Annotated in this window: 16 protein-coding genes and 1 pseudogene; 4 read left to right on the plus strand and 13 right to left on the minus strand. The window is 64.7% G+C overall.

Annotated elements, in window-relative coordinates; all coding sequences use genetic code 11:
• Positions 1-118 precede the first annotated feature (118 nt).
• From W823_RS46890 to W823_RS46905, 4 genes and pseudogenes are all read right to left on the minus strand, one after another.
• Positions 119-1176: pseudogene (locus W823_RS46890) on the minus strand (ABC transporter substrate-binding protein).
• A 146-nt stretch (positions 1177-1322) separates the two neighbouring features.
• Positions 1323-2198 (minus strand): ABC transporter permease, encoded by an 876-nt coding sequence (locus W823_RS46895; protein ID WP_023959791.1) that lies wholly within the window; start codon positions 2196-2198, stop codon positions 1323-1325.
• Positions 2195-2992 carry an ABC transporter permease gene (locus tag W823_RS46900; protein ID WP_051406585.1) on the minus strand — a complete coding sequence of 266 codons (798 nt, stop codon included), beginning with the start codon at positions 2990-2992 and terminating at the stop codon, positions 2195-2197. Before W823_RS46900 ends, W823_RS46895 begins: the two co-directional genes overlap by 4 nt.
• 23 nt (positions 2993-3015) lie before the next feature.
• Entirely contained in the window at positions 3016-3855 is an 840-nt protein-coding gene (locus tag W823_RS46905) for an ABC transporter ATP-binding protein (RefSeq protein WP_031332642.1), read from the minus strand.
• A gap of 147 nt (positions 3856-4002) precedes the next feature.
• Between W823_RS46905 and W823_RS46910 the strand changes: the two genes are divergently transcribed.
• A complete protein-coding gene (locus W823_RS46910) occupies positions 4003-5256 on the plus strand; it encodes a glycosyltransferase (RefSeq protein WP_051406581.1) in 1254 nt (417 codons plus the stop codon).
• Positions 5257-5315: 59 nt separating this feature from the next.
• Here W823_RS46910 and W823_RS46915 read toward each other — a convergent pair whose 3' ends face one another.
• From W823_RS46915 to W823_RS46940, 6 genes are all read right to left on the minus strand, one after another.
• Positions 5316-6548: an ABC transporter permease gene (locus W823_RS46915; protein ID WP_023959797.1), complete on the minus strand. Its 1233-nt coding sequence runs from the start codon at positions 6546-6548 to the stop codon at positions 5316-5318.
• Positions 6545-7441, minus strand: a complete 897-nt coding sequence (locus tag W823_RS46920; protein WP_023959799.1) for an ABC transporter ATP-binding protein — start codon at positions 7439-7441, stop codon at positions 6545-6547. The genes W823_RS46915 and W823_RS46920 overlap by 4 nt, the downstream gene beginning before the upstream one ends.
• The gene (locus tag W823_RS46925) at positions 7438-8067 is read right to left on the minus strand and encodes a hypothetical protein (protein ID WP_023959802.1); all 630 of its coding nucleotides are present in this window, start codon (positions 8065-8067) and stop codon (positions 7438-7440) included. The genes W823_RS46920 and W823_RS46925 overlap by 4 nt, the downstream gene beginning before the upstream one ends.
• Positions 8064-8339, minus strand: a complete 276-nt coding sequence (locus W823_RS46930) for a helix-turn-helix transcriptional regulator (protein WP_023959804.1) — start codon at positions 8337-8339, stop codon at positions 8064-8066. Before W823_RS46930 ends, W823_RS46925 begins: the two co-directional genes overlap by 4 nt.
• Before the next feature lie 75 nt (positions 8340-8414).
• Positions 8415-9482 (minus strand): triacylglycerol lipase, encoded by a 1068-nt coding sequence (locus W823_RS46935; RefSeq protein ID WP_031332643.1) that lies wholly within the window; start codon positions 9480-9482, stop codon positions 8415-8417.
• A gap of 144 nt (positions 9483-9626) precedes the next feature.
• Positions 9627-10751 carry an NAD(P)-binding domain-containing protein gene (locus W823_RS46940; protein WP_023959807.1) on the minus strand — a complete coding sequence of 375 codons (1125 nt, stop codon included), beginning with the start codon at positions 10749-10751 and terminating at the stop codon, positions 9627-9629.
• Positions 10752-10781: 30 nt separating this feature from the next.
• Here W823_RS46940 and W823_RS46945 point away from each other — a divergent pair, with 30 nt between their 5' ends.
• From W823_RS46945 to W823_RS46955, 3 genes are all read left to right on the plus strand, one after another.
• Entirely contained in the window at positions 10782-11513 is a 732-nt protein-coding gene (locus W823_RS46945; RefSeq protein ID WP_023959810.1) for an enoyl-CoA hydratase, read from the plus strand.
• Positions 11514-11696: 183 nt separating this feature from the next.
• Complete coding sequence (locus tag W823_RS46950) at positions 11697-13376, plus strand: cytosine permease (protein ID WP_023959812.1); 1680 nt, start codon at positions 11697-11699, stop codon at positions 13374-13376.
• A gap of 296 nt (positions 13377-13672) precedes the next feature.
• Entirely contained in the window at positions 13673-14329 is a 657-nt protein-coding gene (locus W823_RS46955) for an SDR family oxidoreductase (RefSeq protein ID WP_023959814.1), read from the plus strand.
• A gap of 20 nt (positions 14330-14349) precedes the next feature.
• On the opposite strand, the gene W823_RS46960 is transcribed toward W823_RS46955, so the two are convergent.
• The 3 genes from W823_RS46960 to W823_RS46970 all read right to left on the minus strand — a co-directional run bounded on the left by W823_RS46960 (position 14350) and on the right by W823_RS46970 (position 17361).
• Positions 14350-15264 carry a carbohydrate kinase family protein gene (locus tag W823_RS46960; RefSeq protein ID WP_023959816.1) on the minus strand — a complete coding sequence of 305 codons (915 nt, stop codon included), beginning with the start codon at positions 15262-15264 and terminating at the stop codon, positions 14350-14352.
• 59 nt (positions 15265-15323) lie between these two features.
• Complete coding sequence (locus W823_RS46965) at positions 15324-15917, minus strand: class II aldolase/adducin family protein (protein WP_235189586.1); 594 nt, start codon at positions 15915-15917, stop codon at positions 15324-15326.
• A gap of 70 nt (positions 15918-15987) precedes the next feature.
• Positions 15988-17361, minus strand: a complete 1374-nt coding sequence (locus tag W823_RS46970) for a styrene monooxygenase/indole monooxygenase family protein (RefSeq protein WP_023959818.1) — start codon at positions 17359-17361, stop codon at positions 15988-15990.
• Between the last annotated feature and the right edge of the window lie 128 nt (positions 17362-17489).

The following is a 17489-nucleotide window of genomic DNA, read 5'->3' on the forward strand; positions in this document are numbered from 1 at the left end:
GTCGACCGGGCCGTTATCCCGAGACTGGCCCACCATTGGTAACCCAAGGGCACGTTCAGTGCGAACAAGGGCCCGCTCGACGGGGCTAACGGCCCGCTCGACGGGGTGAGTTGGAGGGTCAGATCGGCTTCTTCAGCTCCGGGTTCTCCGCGTAGATCTCGTTGACGATCGACATGTCGAAGATGTCGGCCGGCTTGATGTCGTAACCCGCTTTGGCGAGCGCTTCGATGTTCAAGGCGATGAGCTCATCTGACATCGTCAGCAGGCCATTGGCCTTGGTCTCGTCCGACACCACCAGGGTGTTCTGGGCTTCCGCTTCCTTGATCTGCTCGCCGAGTTCGAGGCCGAGATCCTTGCCGTACTTGGTGACGGCCAGCTCGGCCGACTTGGCCGGGTCGGCCACTGCGTCGTACCAGCCTGGATGTCGGCCTTGATGAAGGCTTTGAGCTTGTCGCGCTCGTTGTCGATGGTCTCCTGCCGGACCACAAGGGTCTCGGCGACGAGGGGGAGATTGAAGTCGGCGAACAGGAAGTTCGCGTTGGGGAAACCGCCCTCTGCCAACGTGATCGGCTCATTGGTGACATACGAGACCCAGCCGTCGACCTCACCTTTGGTCAGTGGGGTCGGGTCGTACTGCACGGTGATCTTCTGAATGTCCGAGTCGGTCATGCCATTTGCGGTGAGCAGTGCCTTGAAGACGTTCTCGTTCGACGCCTGGACGCCGATCTTCTTGCCTTTCATCTCCTCGGGACTCAGGATGGGGCTACCCGCCGACGACACGATGCAGAAGGGGTTCTTCTGGAACGTCGCGGCTACGGTCTTGAGTTTGGCGCCCTGCAGGATCACGGGGGCGGTCAGCTGCGGGGCGGTCATACCGATCCACACCTTGTTCGACGTCAGGCCCGTCTCCACGCCGGTGCCCGGTCCGCCGCCGGTGATCAGTTCAGGGGTGCCGAGTCCGGCGGCTTCGTAGTAGCCGTTCTCGATGGCGAAGTACTCGCCGGCGAACTCGATGTTCTTCTGCCACGACAACTGCACCTTGGGATTGGTGGTGCTGTTCCCACCGCTGTCGCTGCTGCCGGAGCTGCACGCAGCGAGAACGCTGGCGCTTCCGACAGCGCCACCGGCGATCAGGGAGTACCGAAGGAAGGATCGGCGGTCGAACGTGTAAGCCATGTGCAGACTCCTGTTTTCAGTGAACGTCGGCGGTACTTCAGATCGAGATCCGCCTTCGGCAGAACTTAAGGTGGCGCGGTTTCGGCCACATTGCGCATGTGCGTTTGTTTGTAACGAGTTGTGAATCTGCCCCACCGGCAGCTGATCTACGTCGGTGTGGTTCCCACCTGAGCCAGCACGAGCTTCTCGGCGACACCGACAAACGCATAGAGCACGATGGACGCGACCGTGATGACCAGCACCGACGCCCACAGCTCGTTGTAGGCCGCCGCGGGCAACGCCTGCTGAAGGGTGGCGCCCAAACCCTTGTTGGTGCCGAGCCATTCGGCAACGGTGGCCCCGATCATGGCGCCGGGCACCGAGACCTTGGCTGCGGCGAACAGCGCTGGCACGGCCGAGGGCAGCGCAGCCATTCTCATTGCCGTCAGGCGGGTTCCGCCGTAGGCCACGATCACGTCGTTGATCTGCCGCGGCGCATTCGCCAGGCCGGTCATGATCATCACCAACGCGGGGAAGAACACCACGATCCCGCCCATCACCGCGACGACGGCCACACCGCGTCCCACCACAAGCGTGATCAGCGGGGTCATCGCCACCAGCGGTACCGACCGCAGCAACATGGCGATCGGCATGAACGTCTGTGCAACCGGGCGGAACATCACGAACAGCGCGGCGGCGACCACTGCTGCGCCCATGCCGCACACGAACCCGATCCCGGCGTCCTTCAGCGTGATCCACAGATTGTCGAGGATCGCGCTGCGGTCGGCCGAGGCCGTCGGGTCGGTGAACAGGTAGTGGAACACATCCACCGGGGTCTTGCCGATAATCGGGCCGATGTCCGGGTACGCCAGCAGGAACAACCACCAGATGGCCAGGATCAGGAAGAACGAGATCACGAGCGAGCCGATGAACTTGGCGATCTCCCAGGCGATCGCCTTGCCGTTGCCTGCGTTCGCGCGGGCTGCTGCGGCCGCGGGAACCGGTGCGGTCGGTGGAGCTTGGGACGTGGTGGTGGCGGTCATTTACTGCCTGCCATTCCGGTGCTGTAGCGGGTGACAAAGACCGAGAAGAACGCGACGATGCCGTAGCCGATACCGGCGACTGCTCCCGCGACGAGAGCGATCGCCCACACGGCCGGGATGTCGCCGCTTTGCTGGGCGATGATGAGCGCCGGCCCCGCACCCTTTTCCGGCATCGCCAGGAACTCGCCGAGCACGGCGCCGAGAACCGCTGCCGGTGCGGCGATCTTCAACGCCCCGAAGGTACTCGGCAGCGCTGAGATGATGCGTACCCGCACCAGCTGCGAAAAGGTGCCTCCGCCATACACTTTGACGAGGTCGAGGCTGGCCTGATGTGGCGAGCGCAGGCCCGACAACGTTCCGATCATTGTGGTGAAGAACACCGAGATCGCCGCGAGGAACACGATCATGGTCTGTACCTCGGCGAACGCCACCTGCACGATGGGCGCCACCGCGATGATCGGCGTGCAGTAGCTGATGATGGCCAGCTGTGTGGCCACGCCCTCGATCAACGGGATGATCACCACCAGCAGCGCCAGGACGATGGCGAGTACGTTGCCCCACAGAAACCCTCGTAGGGACAGTTCGATGGTGGGTGTGAAGTTGTTGATGTAGTAGTCCCAACCCTTGTCGCCGATGGCGTCGATGACGGCCAGCGGGGTGGGGATGGTGCCTTTGAACCACTCGAAGTACCCGGCCATCGTCCAGATGATGAGGACCGCGACAATGCCGATCGCCCCTGCACCCCAGCGCTTCCCGGCCAGTTGTGCCCGGCCGGTGATCTGCGTACCGCCCATCCCTTTGCCTGCGGTCAGGGTGGTCACGCGACGCCCGCCGATCCCTTGTTGCCGAACAGCAGGCCGCTGAGGTGGTCGTGCAGGGCGTGGAACTCGGGCGTCCGCATCATGTCGGGTACCCGCGGGCGGGGCAGGTCGATGGTGACCGTCTCCAGGACCCGTCCTGGCCGGGGACTCATCACTGCGACGACATCGGAGAGGAACACCGCCTCGGCGATGCCGTGGGTGACCATGAGCGTGGTGGCCGGCTTCTCGGTCCAGATGCGCAGCAGCTCGATGTTCAAGCGCTGGCGGGTCATGTCGTCGAGGGCACCGAACGGTTCGTCGAGCAACAGTGCTGTGGGCTTGACGACCAGTGCGCGGGCGATGGACACGCGCTGACGCATACCTCCGGACAGGGTGGCCGGTTTGGCCTTCTCGAAGCCCTTGAGGCCGACCAGGTCGATCAGCTCGTCGATGAAACCCTTGTCGACGGAGATTCCCGCGACCTGCAACGGCAGCTTGATGTTCGATTCGACACTGCGCCACGGCAGCAGCGCGGAGTCCTGGAAGGCGATGCCCAGCCCGTGTTGCGACTGGAGTTCTTTCGGTGATCGCCCGTTCATCAGCGCCGTGCCGGCGGTGGCATCCTCGAGACCCGCCAGGATGCGCAGGACCGTGGACTTTCCGCATCCGGACGGCCCGAGAAGCGACAGGAACGCGCCTTCCGAGGTCTGCAGGTCGACGTTGTCGAGCGCGGTCACCGACGACCCGCCCCGCAGTCCCGCGGACTTGAACTCCTTGGTCAGCCCGGAGATGTTGATACCGGTGCCCAGCGGCCGGGCAGCCCTGGGCGCGGTGGGCGATTCGTCCGTAACACTCATCGACGGAGAGTCAGCGTGGGTCATATCGGGCGACGCTAGGCGCCTGGAGTTTCTTCGGGGTTACACCCGCGTTACCGCGCTCGTCCGGACCTCACCGTGGCCTCATTCCGCGCAGCGACAACGCTTTTCGTTGTCTATCGTGCGGGCATGAGATTGGTGTTGATGTTCTACGGAAGCCGCGGCGACATCCAGCCCGGTCTGGCCTTCGGGCTCGAACTGCAGCGCCGAGGCCACGACGTCAGGATGGTCGTGCCGCCGAACTACGTCCGCCTCGCCGGGGATCTCGGCCTGATCGCGTATCCGGTGGGCTCGGACACCGCTTCGGTCTGGGACAGCCCGCGAGGGCGGGAGATCCTGCGGACCAAGAACCCGTACACCAAGCTGCGGCTGGCCGGCGCGGCGATCAAGGAGGGTTTCGCGGCGTTCGACGCCGATGCGGTGGATCTGCTCACCGGACCCGACGCCGAAGTCACCGGCGTGGACGGTGTGGTGAGCGGACCCCTGTGTCAGGAACGGATGTACTCGATCGCCGAGAAGCTGGGCGTGCCGTTCTCGGTGCTGCGTTTCGGACCGTTCTCAGAGAACGGGGTGGTCGGCGCCGTTCCCGGAGTCGCGCTGCCAGGTCCGGCTGCGATCAACCGTGCGTCGTGGCGACTGACCGACGCGCTGGGGTTCATAGTCGGGCGAGGTGCGGAGAACTCGTTCCGCGAGAGACTCGGATTACCTGCAGTGCAGCAGTCACTTCACCAGAGGTTGACGGCAGGCGGAGTTCTTCAGATCCAGGCCTACGATCCGGTCTTGTTTCCCGGTCTGGTCGAGGAATGGGGCAATCGAAAGCCGATCGTCGGCTACCTCGATCTGCCCGCCGACGCGCGCGGTGAAGCCGCCGGAGATGCCGCGACAACCCAGGCGGCCACCCGGGCTCTGGATCAATGGCTGGCAGCAGGTGATGCACCTGTCTTCGTGACGGTGGGCAGTGTGCCGGTTCTTGATCCGGACGCACTCACCCGGGTGATCACCGAAGCCTGTGCGGCAGTCGGTGTCCGCGCGCTGATCACGATGAAAGAGCGGGCCACCGGACCCGACCTGTCGGATGAGGGAGTGTTCTTCGCCGAATCCCTCGATCACGCGGCCGTGCTGCCACGGTGCCGCGCCGCGGTGCATCACGGTGGCGCCGGAACCACGGCCGCGGGACTGCGGGCCGGGCTGCCCACCATGATTTGCCACGGTGGCGCCGACCAGGCGTACTGGGGCAGGCAGGTGAAAACCCTTGGCCTCGGGACGTTTTTGCCGATTGAAGGGTTTGACCACCGAGCGTTTGGCGGCCGGGCTCGAGGTGATCCTGGATCCTGCTGTCAGTACACGAGTGGCGGCGGTCGCCGGTGCGCTGATCGCGCCTGACGCCGCCGCCACACATGCTGCCCAACTCGTCGAAGACCGTTTCCGGGCAAGCCGATCCGTCAGCCCTTGATGGCTTCCTTCCACTTCACGCGGGCCCCTGTGCGCAGGATGTTGCGCTGGTAGATGCGGGCTGCGAGCCAGGCGGCCACCGCGCAGGCGATCATCATCAGGACGATGGTGACGATGACCTGAACCACCGTCGCGTCGCCGGTTGCTATCCGCACCGGCATGATCGACGCCGAGAACGGCGGTATCCACGCCAGGGTCTGCATCAACGTGCTGTCGAGGGAGCCGATGCCGAAGTAGGCCGAGTACACCACCGCCATCGCGAGGATGGTGAGCGGGGCCGAACTCGAGCCGAGCTCCTCCTGTCTCGACACCACTGCACCCGTTGCGGCATACAGGGTTGCGAAGAAGACGAATCCCAGCACGAACCAGATGACAACCGCGGCGAACATCGAGCCTGCCGCCGTGGGCACGTCGAGAATGCCGGTGGCAAGGGCGGCTATGAGAGCGGTACCGCCCAACAGGACCACCTGCGCAAAGGCCATCAATCCGATGCCGACGATCTTGCCCCACAACAGATGCAGCGGTTTGATCGTTGCGAGCAACAACTCGACCACCCGGGATGTCTTCTCTTCGACAACTCCGGCCGCAACCATGGAACCGCCTTGCAGTACAGCGAACATCAGCAATGAGACACCCACGAGCGCCACGGCAATACGTTGCCCTTCATTGGGTTTGGCGGGGTCTGTCTCGCTGACGGTGAGTGTGGAGTCGGCGCTGATGGCCGAGAGGTCCACGTTCTCCGCGGCGAGGGCCTTGGTCAACCCGTCCTGACTCACAGCCGTTCGCAACACACCTTCGAGGCTGCCGTCGAGGTCGTCTTTGGTGACGGCTTCGTAGTTGTTGGTTCCGGCGGCGCCGGGGACCAACGCCACCTTCACGTCGCCTTCCTTCGCCTGGTCGCGTGCCTCGTCGGCGTTGCCGATGGGCACGATCTCGATGTTCTCCCCGGATGCGTCGCCGACTGCGACGATCGTCTCGGACAACTGCGAGTTGTCGCCCACCAGACCGACTTTCGTCGGCTTGTCGTCGCCGGTGAAGATGGACAGAACGATGATGCCCGCGACGATGACCACCAGCAGGATCACGTTGGTGATGATGAACGACTTGGTGGCCGCGCGGGTGGTGATCTCGCGCCGAGCAACCAGGTTGATGGCCCGCCACGCGCTCATCCGGCCCGCGCCGGATTTCGTGTGCTTGTTCGGATCGGAAGCGTTCACACTCATGCGGATACAACCTCTCGGAAGAGTTCGGTCAGGTCGGGTCGGGACTGGGCGAAGTGCGTGACCGGCCCCGTGGCGAGGGCAGCGGTCAAAATTGCCTGCTCGTCGGTCCCCGGCGTCATGCTCACCGTGGTGATCGACCCGTTCTGGATGGTGCCGAGCACCCCGGGCAGATGATCGGCCCAGCCGGGCGGGGCCTGCGGTGCGCCGACGTCGAGCCGGATCTCGCCGGCCGACCGTAGTTCGTCCACGGTGCCCAGTGCCCGCATGGTGCCGGAGGAGATGATGCCGACCCGGTCGCACAGGCGCTGCACGAGTTCCAGTTGATGGCTGGAGAAGATGACCGGAACACCCTGCGCGGCCTTTTCTTTCAGCACGTCGCTCATCACGTCGACGGCAACGGGGTCCAGGCCTGAGAACGGCTCGTCGAGCACCAGCACATCGGGACTGTGAACCAGGGCGGCCGCCAACTGCACGCGCTGCTGATTGCCGAGGCTCAGGCTGTTCACGTCGTCGTTGATCCGCTCGAACACACCCAGCCGCCGTACCCAGGTCTCCACCTGATCATCGGCTTCGGCGCGCGACAGGCCGTGCAACTGTGCGAGGAACGAGAGCTGTTTGCCCACCTTCATCTTGGGATACAGGCCGCGTTCTTCGGGCATGTATCCGATGCGACGTCGGGTGTCGAGGTCGATGGGCGAGTCGCCCAGCAGTACTCGACCCGAATCTGCCGACAGCACACCGAGGATGATGCGCATCGTGGTGGATTTTCCGGCGCCGTTGGAACCGACGAATCCGAAGATCTCGCCGGGGGCGACGGTGAAGGACATGTTGTCGAGGGCCTTGAGGGACCCGTATCTCTTACTCAGACCGTCGACGATGAGGGGAGCGGTCACTGTTCGAATCCTCCTGATTGGCTGACGTTTTCATTGGCCACCACCTGGGGATAGGTGGCGAAGTCTTCTGGATCGGGGTCGGGTAACCACCATCCGATCAGGCAGGTGGGAATGCAGGTGGCCCCGGCGACCAGCACGATGAGGAGCACCGCGCTGCCGTAGATCACCTGGCCGCCGACGCTGTTGTCGCCTCCGCCCGACAAGATGATGAGCACGAGGTACGGGATGAACATCGAGACCCACAGCGCGGTGTACGCGATCGATCGGGCTGCGTTGCGGCTGGCCAGTTCGATCTCGTCGAGGGCCGAAGCCGGTGCATCGCTGACATTGCGCGTCACCGCCCGCAGCACGTAGATGAGCGGGAGCATGACAAACGAGATGAGGCCGATGAACGCCGGGGCCGCCCACATGGTGAAGAACATGATGATTGCACTGGCGATCACGAGGATCACCGAAATGACAAGCGCGACCACGAGCTTGCGGGCACTGCGCCGATTCCTCAGACGGGGGAACCGGTGGCCATAACGACGCAGGAACTTCTCGTGCCTACGTACCTGCCACTCTTCGTATCCACGCCACCACGCCGGTTTCGCGGACTCGGGGATCACGCTGTTCGGATCGTTCACGACGGCCCTCCATTCGTGCGATACAACTGCGTCGACATCGCCCCGAACTCGCGGCGACTGAAGACGGCCTCCACCGGGAGCCCGAACACATCGCAGATGCGAAAGGCCAGGTCGAGGCTGGGATAGTTGTCACCCCGTTCGAGCGAGCCGATCGACTGGACGTTCACGCCCACCAGCTCGGCAAGTTGTGCGCGTGACATCCGGCGCTCGGCGCGTAGTACGCCGATGCGGTTGTAGATCGGCAGGTGGCCTGCCTTCTTGACCGGACTCACAGAGTTAATTGTTGGGAAAACACAACAGAATGTCAATGTTTGCCATACATGGAAGGCGCTTTGTGATCGCCAGCCTCACGAATTTTCTGCGATCACCATCTCGAGGATGTCTGTGCCCAGCGCGACCGGGCTGCAGGTGGGTGCCGCCGAGGCCGGATCGAGGGCACCCAGTACAAGCCCGACGGCGTAGTCGTCGTAAGGCAGGCGGAAATGGCCGCTCAGATCGGCCGGGCAGCGATCCTGAATGAACAGATTTGTTGCGCCGGCACCTTTGAGTGCAACGGTCGCCGCCGGCTGGATCACTTCGTCCACCTGAGTGCCGATGGTGGTGTACTCGACGCCGGGGACCGTGTCGTTGCCACCGTTGTTGAGTTCGGCGAGCAGCGGTGACCCCTGAACTTGCTGCCACAGTGCGGTGGAGACCAGCTCAGGTGGGATCACGGTGGCGGCGACGTCGAGGGCGCCTGGGATCCGGGCGGCAATCGGGACCAGGCCGTACAGGGAGCTGCCGTACGACGGGGATGCCAGACCCACCCAATGCCCGACCATCGTCGACCCACCCAGCCTGTTGACGAAATACCGGCCGACCGTTGCGCCCTGCGAATACCCGACGATGTCCAGCCTGGTGGCTCCGGTCTCCTCCAGTACCTCAGCCGCGAAGCCGCCGACCTGCCGAGCGCTCTCCACGATGTCTTCGGTGCCGAAGTTGTCGCCGCCTGCCCGCCCGCCGAAATTAACGGCGAACACGCAGAAGCCCTCGGCAGCGAGCCTCGGCCCGATCTTTGCGAAGTCGGAGTACGCGCTCGAATCCGTGCCGTGGAGCAAGAGGACCGGCCGAGGGTGTGTCGGTGATGGGGTGCAGGTGAAGTCGTTGACGCCGGGCGGCACCGAACCCGGGTGGTCGCCGACATGGCGGGAGGCCTCATGATGCGTGTTCTGCGCCGGACCGGGGACGGTGGGTACTTCCCACAGCGACGCCGTTGGCCCTTGCGCGCTGCCTGTTCCCTGAGCGCTGTCCGACCCCGGGACGCTGTCGGCAGCCGCTGGGGAAACCGAGATGAAGGCGAGAAGCGCGGAAATTGTTGCCGCGGCGCACAAACTCCGGCGTCGGCCCGGGCCACGTCTGTTGTCCGTGTATCGCATCGCACACCTCACCTCGGCCCGACCCGCTGTAGATCGATTTGACCATCTCAGCTGATGAGTAACCGTACTTCGGGCGGAATGTGGTCTGAACGTTGCAGTGCACTGCCACTGCGCTGCGGCCGCGGCACCAGCTGGCAGAGCGCGTCAGGCGAGAATGTCCTGCACCACCCGGGCTGCTTCGCGGCCCGCGCGGTTGGCGCCGATGGTGGACGCTGACGGGCCGTAGCCCAGTAGTTGCAGACGAGGAACAGATGCCACAACGGTCGCCAGCCGGCCGGTCATCACGATACCGCCGCCCGGAGCCCGCAACTTCAGTGGCGCCAGATGGTCCAGGGCGCTCCGAAAGCCGGTGCACCACAGGATGACGTCGACGTCGAGGTGATCTTGTCCGCCCTCGGGTGTCCCACAGTCCCAGCAGACTCCGGTGGGGGTGATGCGGGTGAACATCGGTCGCCACGCGAGGATGCCGTCCGCGCGGGCGGCGCGTATCGCGTCGTTTTCGGGCAACCCGGTCACCGACACCACCGACCCGGGCGGTAGCCCTGTACGCACCCGTTCCTCGACGCGCGCCACTGCGGCCCGGCCGTTTTCGGGGGTGAACGGGCCACTGCTGAAATGGGGTTCGGTGCGACTGCACCAGAAGGTCTGTGCGCCTTCGGCATTGCGTGCGATCTCGATCAGCAACTGGATGGCCGAGATGCCGGCCCCCACCACGAGAACACGCTTACCGTCGAAATCGGTCGGCCTGTTGTAGTCATGGGTGTGCAGTTGTGTCCCGGTGAACGTCTCGATACCCGGCACATACGGGATGAATGGTCGATCCCAGGTTCCGGTTGCGTTGATCACGGTGCGCGCCATCAGCTGTGAGCCGTCAGAGGCCGAGATCACGAAATCGTTGTCGTCGTCGCCGCCGGCGAGCGACACCGAGCGGACGTCGACAGGTCGACGCACGTCGAGCCCGAACCGCTGTTCGTACTGATCGAAGTAGTCGGGCACCGCCGTGGACGCCGGCCACTGGTCGCATTCGACGCCGAGCGCTTCCGACAGCCCGAAGCCGGGAAGGTCGTGCACGTTGTTGGCCCCAGCCAAAGTCAATGTCGGCCAACGGAACTGCCACGCACCTCCGGGTCCGGGGGAGTGGTCGACCATCATGGTTCGATCACCGAGGCCGTATTTGCCCAGGTAATACCCGGCCGACAGGCCCGCCTGCCCGGCACCGATGACGAGTACATCGGTACGCGCCCGGTCTCCGAAGGCGTTGGAGTTCACCTGTCGAACAATAGCGGTACGCTGACGCCCATGATTGGGACCAGCCGGGATGGCGATGTGCTGACCATCGAACTGCAGCGAGAGCGGCAGCGGAACGCACTCAATTACGAACTGGTGGAAGCGCTGTCGGTGGCGATGACCGACGCGGCAGGATCGGGTGTGCGAGCCATCGTCCTCACCGGTCAGGGAACCGTTTTCTGTGCGGGCGCGGATCTGTCGGGCCCGGTCTACGAACAGACCTTCCTCGACGAACTGCTGGCGATGCTCCGGGTTGTCGAGAGCATCCCGGTGCCGGTGATCGCCGCGCTGAACGGCGCCGCGTTGGGGGCCGGACTCCAGCTCGCGATGGCCGCTGATCTGCGGGTGATGTCGCCGTCGGCGTGGTGCGGCATCCCCGCTGCAAAGATCGGTGTGACAGTTGACGAATGGACCATCAAGCGTCTCGTCTCGCTGGTCGGTGCGGGTGATGCGGCGGGCATCCTGATCGGTTGTGACTCGCTCAGTGCCGACCGGGCTGCTGCCGTCGGTTTCGCCAATCGGATCGGCGATCTTGCCGAGGCGCAGCAGTGGGCCGCGAGCATCGCCGCGCTGGCCCCACTGACCCTGCAGCACTACAAGCTCGTTCTCGGCGACGACGGTGCCCGTGACGAGGCCGCACCCGACCACGTCGCAGCGATGGTCAGGGCCTGGCAGAGCCAGGACATGGCCGAAGGGCGCGCGGCTCGGGCCGAGCGACGTCAGCCGAACTTCATCGGGAAGTAGAACCTTCCCGGGCCTACCCCAACCCGTCGCCAACCGGTCCTCGGCACGACCCCTCGACGATACCTGCGCTCAAGTGGGTTTTCGTGGTGGTAACACGGCTGCAGCCTCCCAGATACACGGCGGCCTTACGTTCCTCGCAGTCTCTGGTTCAGAGGAAACGTGGGCATGACGCGAGGGAGAGATATGTCTGCAGACAAAACGGTGGATCCGATAGCCGCGGGGGAATTGCCGACCAACATCAACGCGATGAGCGAGACGTTGGAGGACTACACCCTTCGTTTCGCGCCCCGCAGCTATCGCAAGTGGGGCCCCGCGGTGGTCGCCACCTCGGCTCTGGGTGGCATCGCCTACCTGGCCGACTTCGCCATCGGCGCCAACATCGGCATCGCCAACGGCACGGGAAACGCGTTGTGGGGCATCCTCATCTTCGCGGTGGTCATCGTCCTCACCGGCTACCCGCTGGCGTACTACGCCGCCCGGTACAACATCGACCTCGACCTGATCACCCGTGGCAGCGGCTTCGGCTACTACGGCTCGGTGGTCACCAACGTCATCTTCGCGTCGTTCACGTTCATCTTCTTTGCCCTCGAGGGCTCGATCATGGCGCAGGGCCTCAAACTAGGTCTCCACATCCCGCTGTGGCTGGGCTACCTCATCTCATCGGTGATGGTGATCCCGCTGGTCATCTACGGCATGAACACACTGGCGAAACTGCAGGTGTGGACCACGCCGCTGTGGCTGGTGATGATGGTGCTGCCTTTTGTCTACCTCGTGATCAAGCACCCTGACGCGATCGGAGACTTCCTCGCATTCAGTGGTGGCACCGACGCCCAGGGCGGACACGGCGTCAACTTCGCCGGCATTATGCTCGCCGCCGGTGTGTGTCTGTCGCTGATCGCCCAGATCGCCGAGCAGATCGACTACTTGCGGTTCATGCCTCCCAAGACACCGGAGAACTCGCGCCGCTGGTGGATCGCGGTGATCACCGCAGGACCGGGCTGGGTGTTCTTCGGTGCGATCAAGCAGATCGTGGGCTTGTTCCTGGCCGTCTACCTGATCATGAACTTCGCCGATCAGGCCGGCGTCGCCAACGAACCCGTGGAGCAGTTCCTCGCGGTCTACGAGGAGTTCATGCCGCACTGGCTGGCGATGACCCTCGCCGTCATCCTGGTGGTCATCTCGCAGATCAAGATCAACGTGACCAACGCGTACTCGGGATCGCTGGCCTGGACCAACAGCTTCACGCGCATCACCAAGACCTATCCGGGTCGACTGTTCTTCGTCTTCTTCAACGTCGCGATCGCTCTGGTGTTGATGGAAGCCAACATGTTCAGCTTCTTGAACAACATCCTCAACTTCTACGCGAACATCGCCATCGCATGGATCGTCGTGGTGGCCTCGGACATCGTGTTCAACAAGTACGTCCTGAAGCTCTCGCCCAAGGTGCCCGAGTTCCGCAGGGGCATGCTGTACAACTTCAACCCGGTCGGGTTCATCAGCGTGATCCTCGCCGGCGGACTGTCGGTGCTGGTGTACTTCCACGCTTTCGGTGACGCCATCCAGCCGTACTCGCCGATCGTCGCAACCATCCTCGCGCTGGTGTTGCCGCCGATCATCGCGGTGATCACCAAGGGCAAGTACTACCTGCGACGCACCGACGACGGAATCGACCTGCCGATGTTCGACGAATACGGCAACCCTTCCGACGCCAAGTTGCTGTGCTCGGTCACCGGTATCGAGTTCGAGCGACCCGACATGCTCGCCTCGAACAAACCGGGCCCGAACGGTGAGAAGCAGTACATCAGCTCGCTGGCACTGTCCTGCGACAAGACCGGTGAGCACGTGTTGCCTGCCCAGAAGTAACGCGCCTGCTCTGACTCGTCAGCTCCACCCGTTCCGAAAGGGGCGGGTGGAGCTGTCTTGTCCGCCCCCCCCCCGCCGACCGGGCCGTAACTCCCGCCGAGCGGGCCGTAACTGCCGCCGAGCGGGCCGAAACTGCCCGCCGACCGGGCCGTTACTCCCGCCGACCGGGCCCTTGTTGCCGTCGACCGGGCTGTAACTCCCGCCGACCGTGCCCTCGGAATGTCGCGACGGCCGGCCTTGTTGTGCTCGTCAGTGCTCCAACACGCAGGGCCCATCAACGACGAAGGGAACGATGCATGTCACGAATCGCCATCATCGGAGGCCACGGCAAGATCGCGCTCAAGCTGGCCAAGATCTTGACCGGCCAGGGACATCAGGTCAGCTCCCTGATCCGCAATCCAGACCAGTCGGACGACATCACGCAGACCGGGGCCACCCCGGTCATCGCAGATGTGGAAAACCTCTCGACCGACGAGATCGCCCAGGCCATCAAGGGCCATGACGCCGTGGTGTTCTCTGCAGGTGCCGGCGGCGGCAGCCCTGAACGCACGTACGCCGTCGACCGTGACGCCGCCATCCGCAGCATCGACGCGGCCCAGCAGGCCGGTGTCACCCGCTACGTCCAGGTGTCGTACTTCGGTGCCGGACCGGATCATGGTGTTCCCGAGGACAATTCGTTCCACGCCTACGCCGAGGCCAAGGCGGCGGCCGACGAGCATCTCCGTAAGACCACACTCCTCTGGACGATCGTGGGACCGAGCTCTCTCACCGATGATCCAGGCACAGGCCGTATCGCCACCAAAGAACGCGGCGCCGAAGCCGGCACCAGCGTGTCCCGTGACGATGTGGCGGAGGTCCTGGCTGCTGTCCTCGAGACACAGTCCAGCGTCGGGACCACGGTCGAGTTCACCGGTGGCCAGACGCCCATCGCCGACGCCGTGAAAGGCGTCTGACAGACCTGACGGGGGCAGCCTCAGGCCGGTAGGCCGGCGGTTGCCGATTCCCAGTCGAAGTCGCCGTGATCGCTGCCGAGCCCGGTGGCGACCACTCCGGCCACCGCGCAACCGAGTTGCGCTGACCGCAGCAGGCTGAAGTCGTGGAGACGACCCGCGATGAACCCGGCCGAGAATGCATCCCCGCAGCCACTGGTGTCGACAACCTGGACGTCGGTGGCTGCGGCGTGTTCGGCACCGTCGCCGGTGACAACCCAGGCGCCGTCCGCGCCGGCAGTGGCCGCGACGCAGGCAACACCCCGGTCGATGAGGGCGCGACAACCGTCGACCAGGTCGGTGGCCCCCGTGAAGCCCAGCACCTGCTCGTCGTTCGGCAGCAGGTAATCCAGTTGTGGCAGAACGGGTTCGATCCACGCCAACACTCCAGGATCACCGGGCGCCAGGATGTCGGCCGAGACGCGGACGCCCGCAGCTCGGATCCGTTCGAGGACGCCCGCCAGTTCCGATGGGTTGAGCAGCTCGGGCGCGCCGATGTGCACGTGATCCGCGGACGTGAGAAGGTCCAGCGGCACACGATCGAGCGGGTAGGCCAGATTGGCGCCGGGCATGTGCAGTGCGGGTCGATCGCCGTTGCTGCGGATGGGCAACACGCTCATCGACGTTGGTTGATCATCCACTCGCAGAAGGTGTTCGGTGACCACACCGTGACGCTGCAGCATGGTGGTGAGCAGGTCGGCGGAGTCGTCGCGACCCACGGCGCCGACCGTCGATACCACCGCCCCGAGTTTGGCCAGTGTGATGGCGGTGCCGCCGGCAGGACCCGCGGGTACCAGCCGGATGTGGGGGACGAGGGCCGCGCCCTGGCCGTCGGGTATCGAATCAACCGGGTGGACAACCACATCGAGTACATGGGCACCGAAAGTCACGACCTGCATGCATCATCTCCTGGGTAGCGGTGAGTAGCCGCGGTTCGCCGCGGCGACGGCCACCGCGATCAGCTGGTCTCGGCTGAGCACGGCGCCATCGCCGACGGCGCTGTCCGTAGGTAGATCTCGGCCAGCCATTCCACCAATTCGATGCGCTCACAAGCTGCTTCGACTGTAGGGCCGTAGGCGACCGAACCGTGGTTGCGCATCAGGGCCGCAGTCCGCTCGGTCAGCGCCGCGGCCACCGCGTCGGTGAGTTCCTGGGTGCCGAAGATCTCGTGTGGCGCCACTCGCACGGCGCCACCGACCAACGCCGCGGTGTAATGCACCGCAGGCAGTTCATCGACTAGGTTGGCCACCGCGATGGAGGCGACCGGATGAGCGTGCGCCACCGCGGCCGCGTCAGTGGAGCGGTAGATCTCCAGGTGCAGGAGAAGCTCGGACGTCGGGACGTGATCGGTATCCTCGACCACGCGTCCGTCGAGGTCGGTCACCACCAATTGGTCGGCGCTGAGTGATTCGAGAACAGCGCCACTGGCTGTGACGACCACCCGATCGCCGACCCTCGTCGACAGGTTGCCACCCGTGCCGATCACCAGTCGGCGTGCGGCGAGGCGGTGCGCGGCGTCGACCAGATCCGCGCGCCGCTCTTCGACAGTCATGGTGCTGACAATAACGGGCGATGGCGGCGATCCATCACGGATCGCCGCCATCGCCCGTTGGTTCAGGTGTTCAGCCGACCGGCGTCAGCGAACGGTACGTCGACCGCGAGAACTTCCCTGCCGGTTCGAACTTCGCGAGGATGGAGTCGGCGTCCTCGCCGGTCACCTGGGTGATCAGCGACTTGGCGTCGTCTACGGAGTTGATGGAGAGCACCGGCGACGGATCCGAGAGCAGGCCGAACAGCGCTGAGCCGAACTTGGGATTGGTTGCCGCGGCAGGAAACAGCACCGCGGCGTATTCCTGGAACACCGGGTCGCGCAGGAAGATCCGGGTGGCGAGGTTGGCAGCGTCCACACGGCTGGTCAGGAAGTTGTTGTAGGTGGCGGTGATCCAGGCGTCGTCGAACTCGCCCTCGTGGTCCTTGGCGGCGGCCACGAACTGTGCGGCCTGGATGAACCCGCTCTGCGCCCCCTGGCCCGTGATGGGGTCGTAGGCCACGGCCGTGTCGCCCAGAGCAACAACCCGGTGTCCGCTTGCTGTGTGCCCGAGCGCGTTTCGCACGGTGGGCGTGACCGCGCCCTGGAGCCAGGAGTGCGGGTCCTCCTCGATGACCTGGGTGCTGAGCACCTCGGGCAGGTCCCAATCGAAGTATTCGCGATGCAAGTCGATCACTACTTTGTGGGCAGAATGCGCGTCGGTGACCGACTGGAACCGGCGTTCCCATTCACTGCCGGGTTGCGCCCACCCGAGGAACGACCATGACGGTCCGGCGTCCTTGTGCAGGTAGGGGCCCCACCAGCCCTCGCCCTGGTCGGCGAAGTTGAACGCCTGGTGCTTCGGGCCCGCGGGGCTGCGGTGCGCAAACACGTCTGGGTCGTGACCCAACCCGGCCACGGTGAGCAGAAGGACGCTGCGTTGTGGTCTCTTGTAGGGCGATCGTGATTCGTCGACGGTGAACAGGCTGGACAGTCCGGCCTTGCCGGTGGCGACGAAGGTCAGGTCGTTCTCGGCTGCGATGGAGTCGAGTCGGCCCGGATCGACGTTCTCGACCACGAACCGACCACCCTTTTCGAGGAACAAGGTGAGACGCTCGTCGACCTTGAGCCTGGTGTCGACACCGATCGCCTCGAATCCGGGGAATTCGGCATCGAAGTCGAGGAGCTCGGTGTAGTCGTGCCCGCTGCCCGTGATGGTGCGAGCGCTGATCCCGGTGACCTGCGGCGCCCGGCCGGCGAAGTTGTCGACGCCCAAGGCGGTCTCGGATTGCTGCGACAGGCCGAACGTCACCGCGGTACCGGTGGCGGACACGTCGTGCAGCAGACTCCGCTGATCACGCTCGCTGTAGACGGTCACGTCGAATCCTGCGTTGAGGAAGCCGACGGCCGCCGAGACGCCAGTTTGGCCTGCGCCGATGATGGCGACGGAACGGTTGGTGTTGCTCATGCAACGATCTCCTGTGTTTGTGCGAATGATGTTGTTCGAGAATCGAATACGGAGTGATTACGAAGCGGCGCCGTCATGACTGTCCGGCAGTCGCGCCGGTACATCGCGGTGTTCCGGCCCCCCAGGGG

This window comes from Williamsia sp. D3 (genome assembly GCF_000506245.1).
Lineage (GTDB): Bacteria > Actinomycetota > Actinomycetes > Mycobacteriales > Mycobacteriaceae > Williamsia > Williamsia muralis.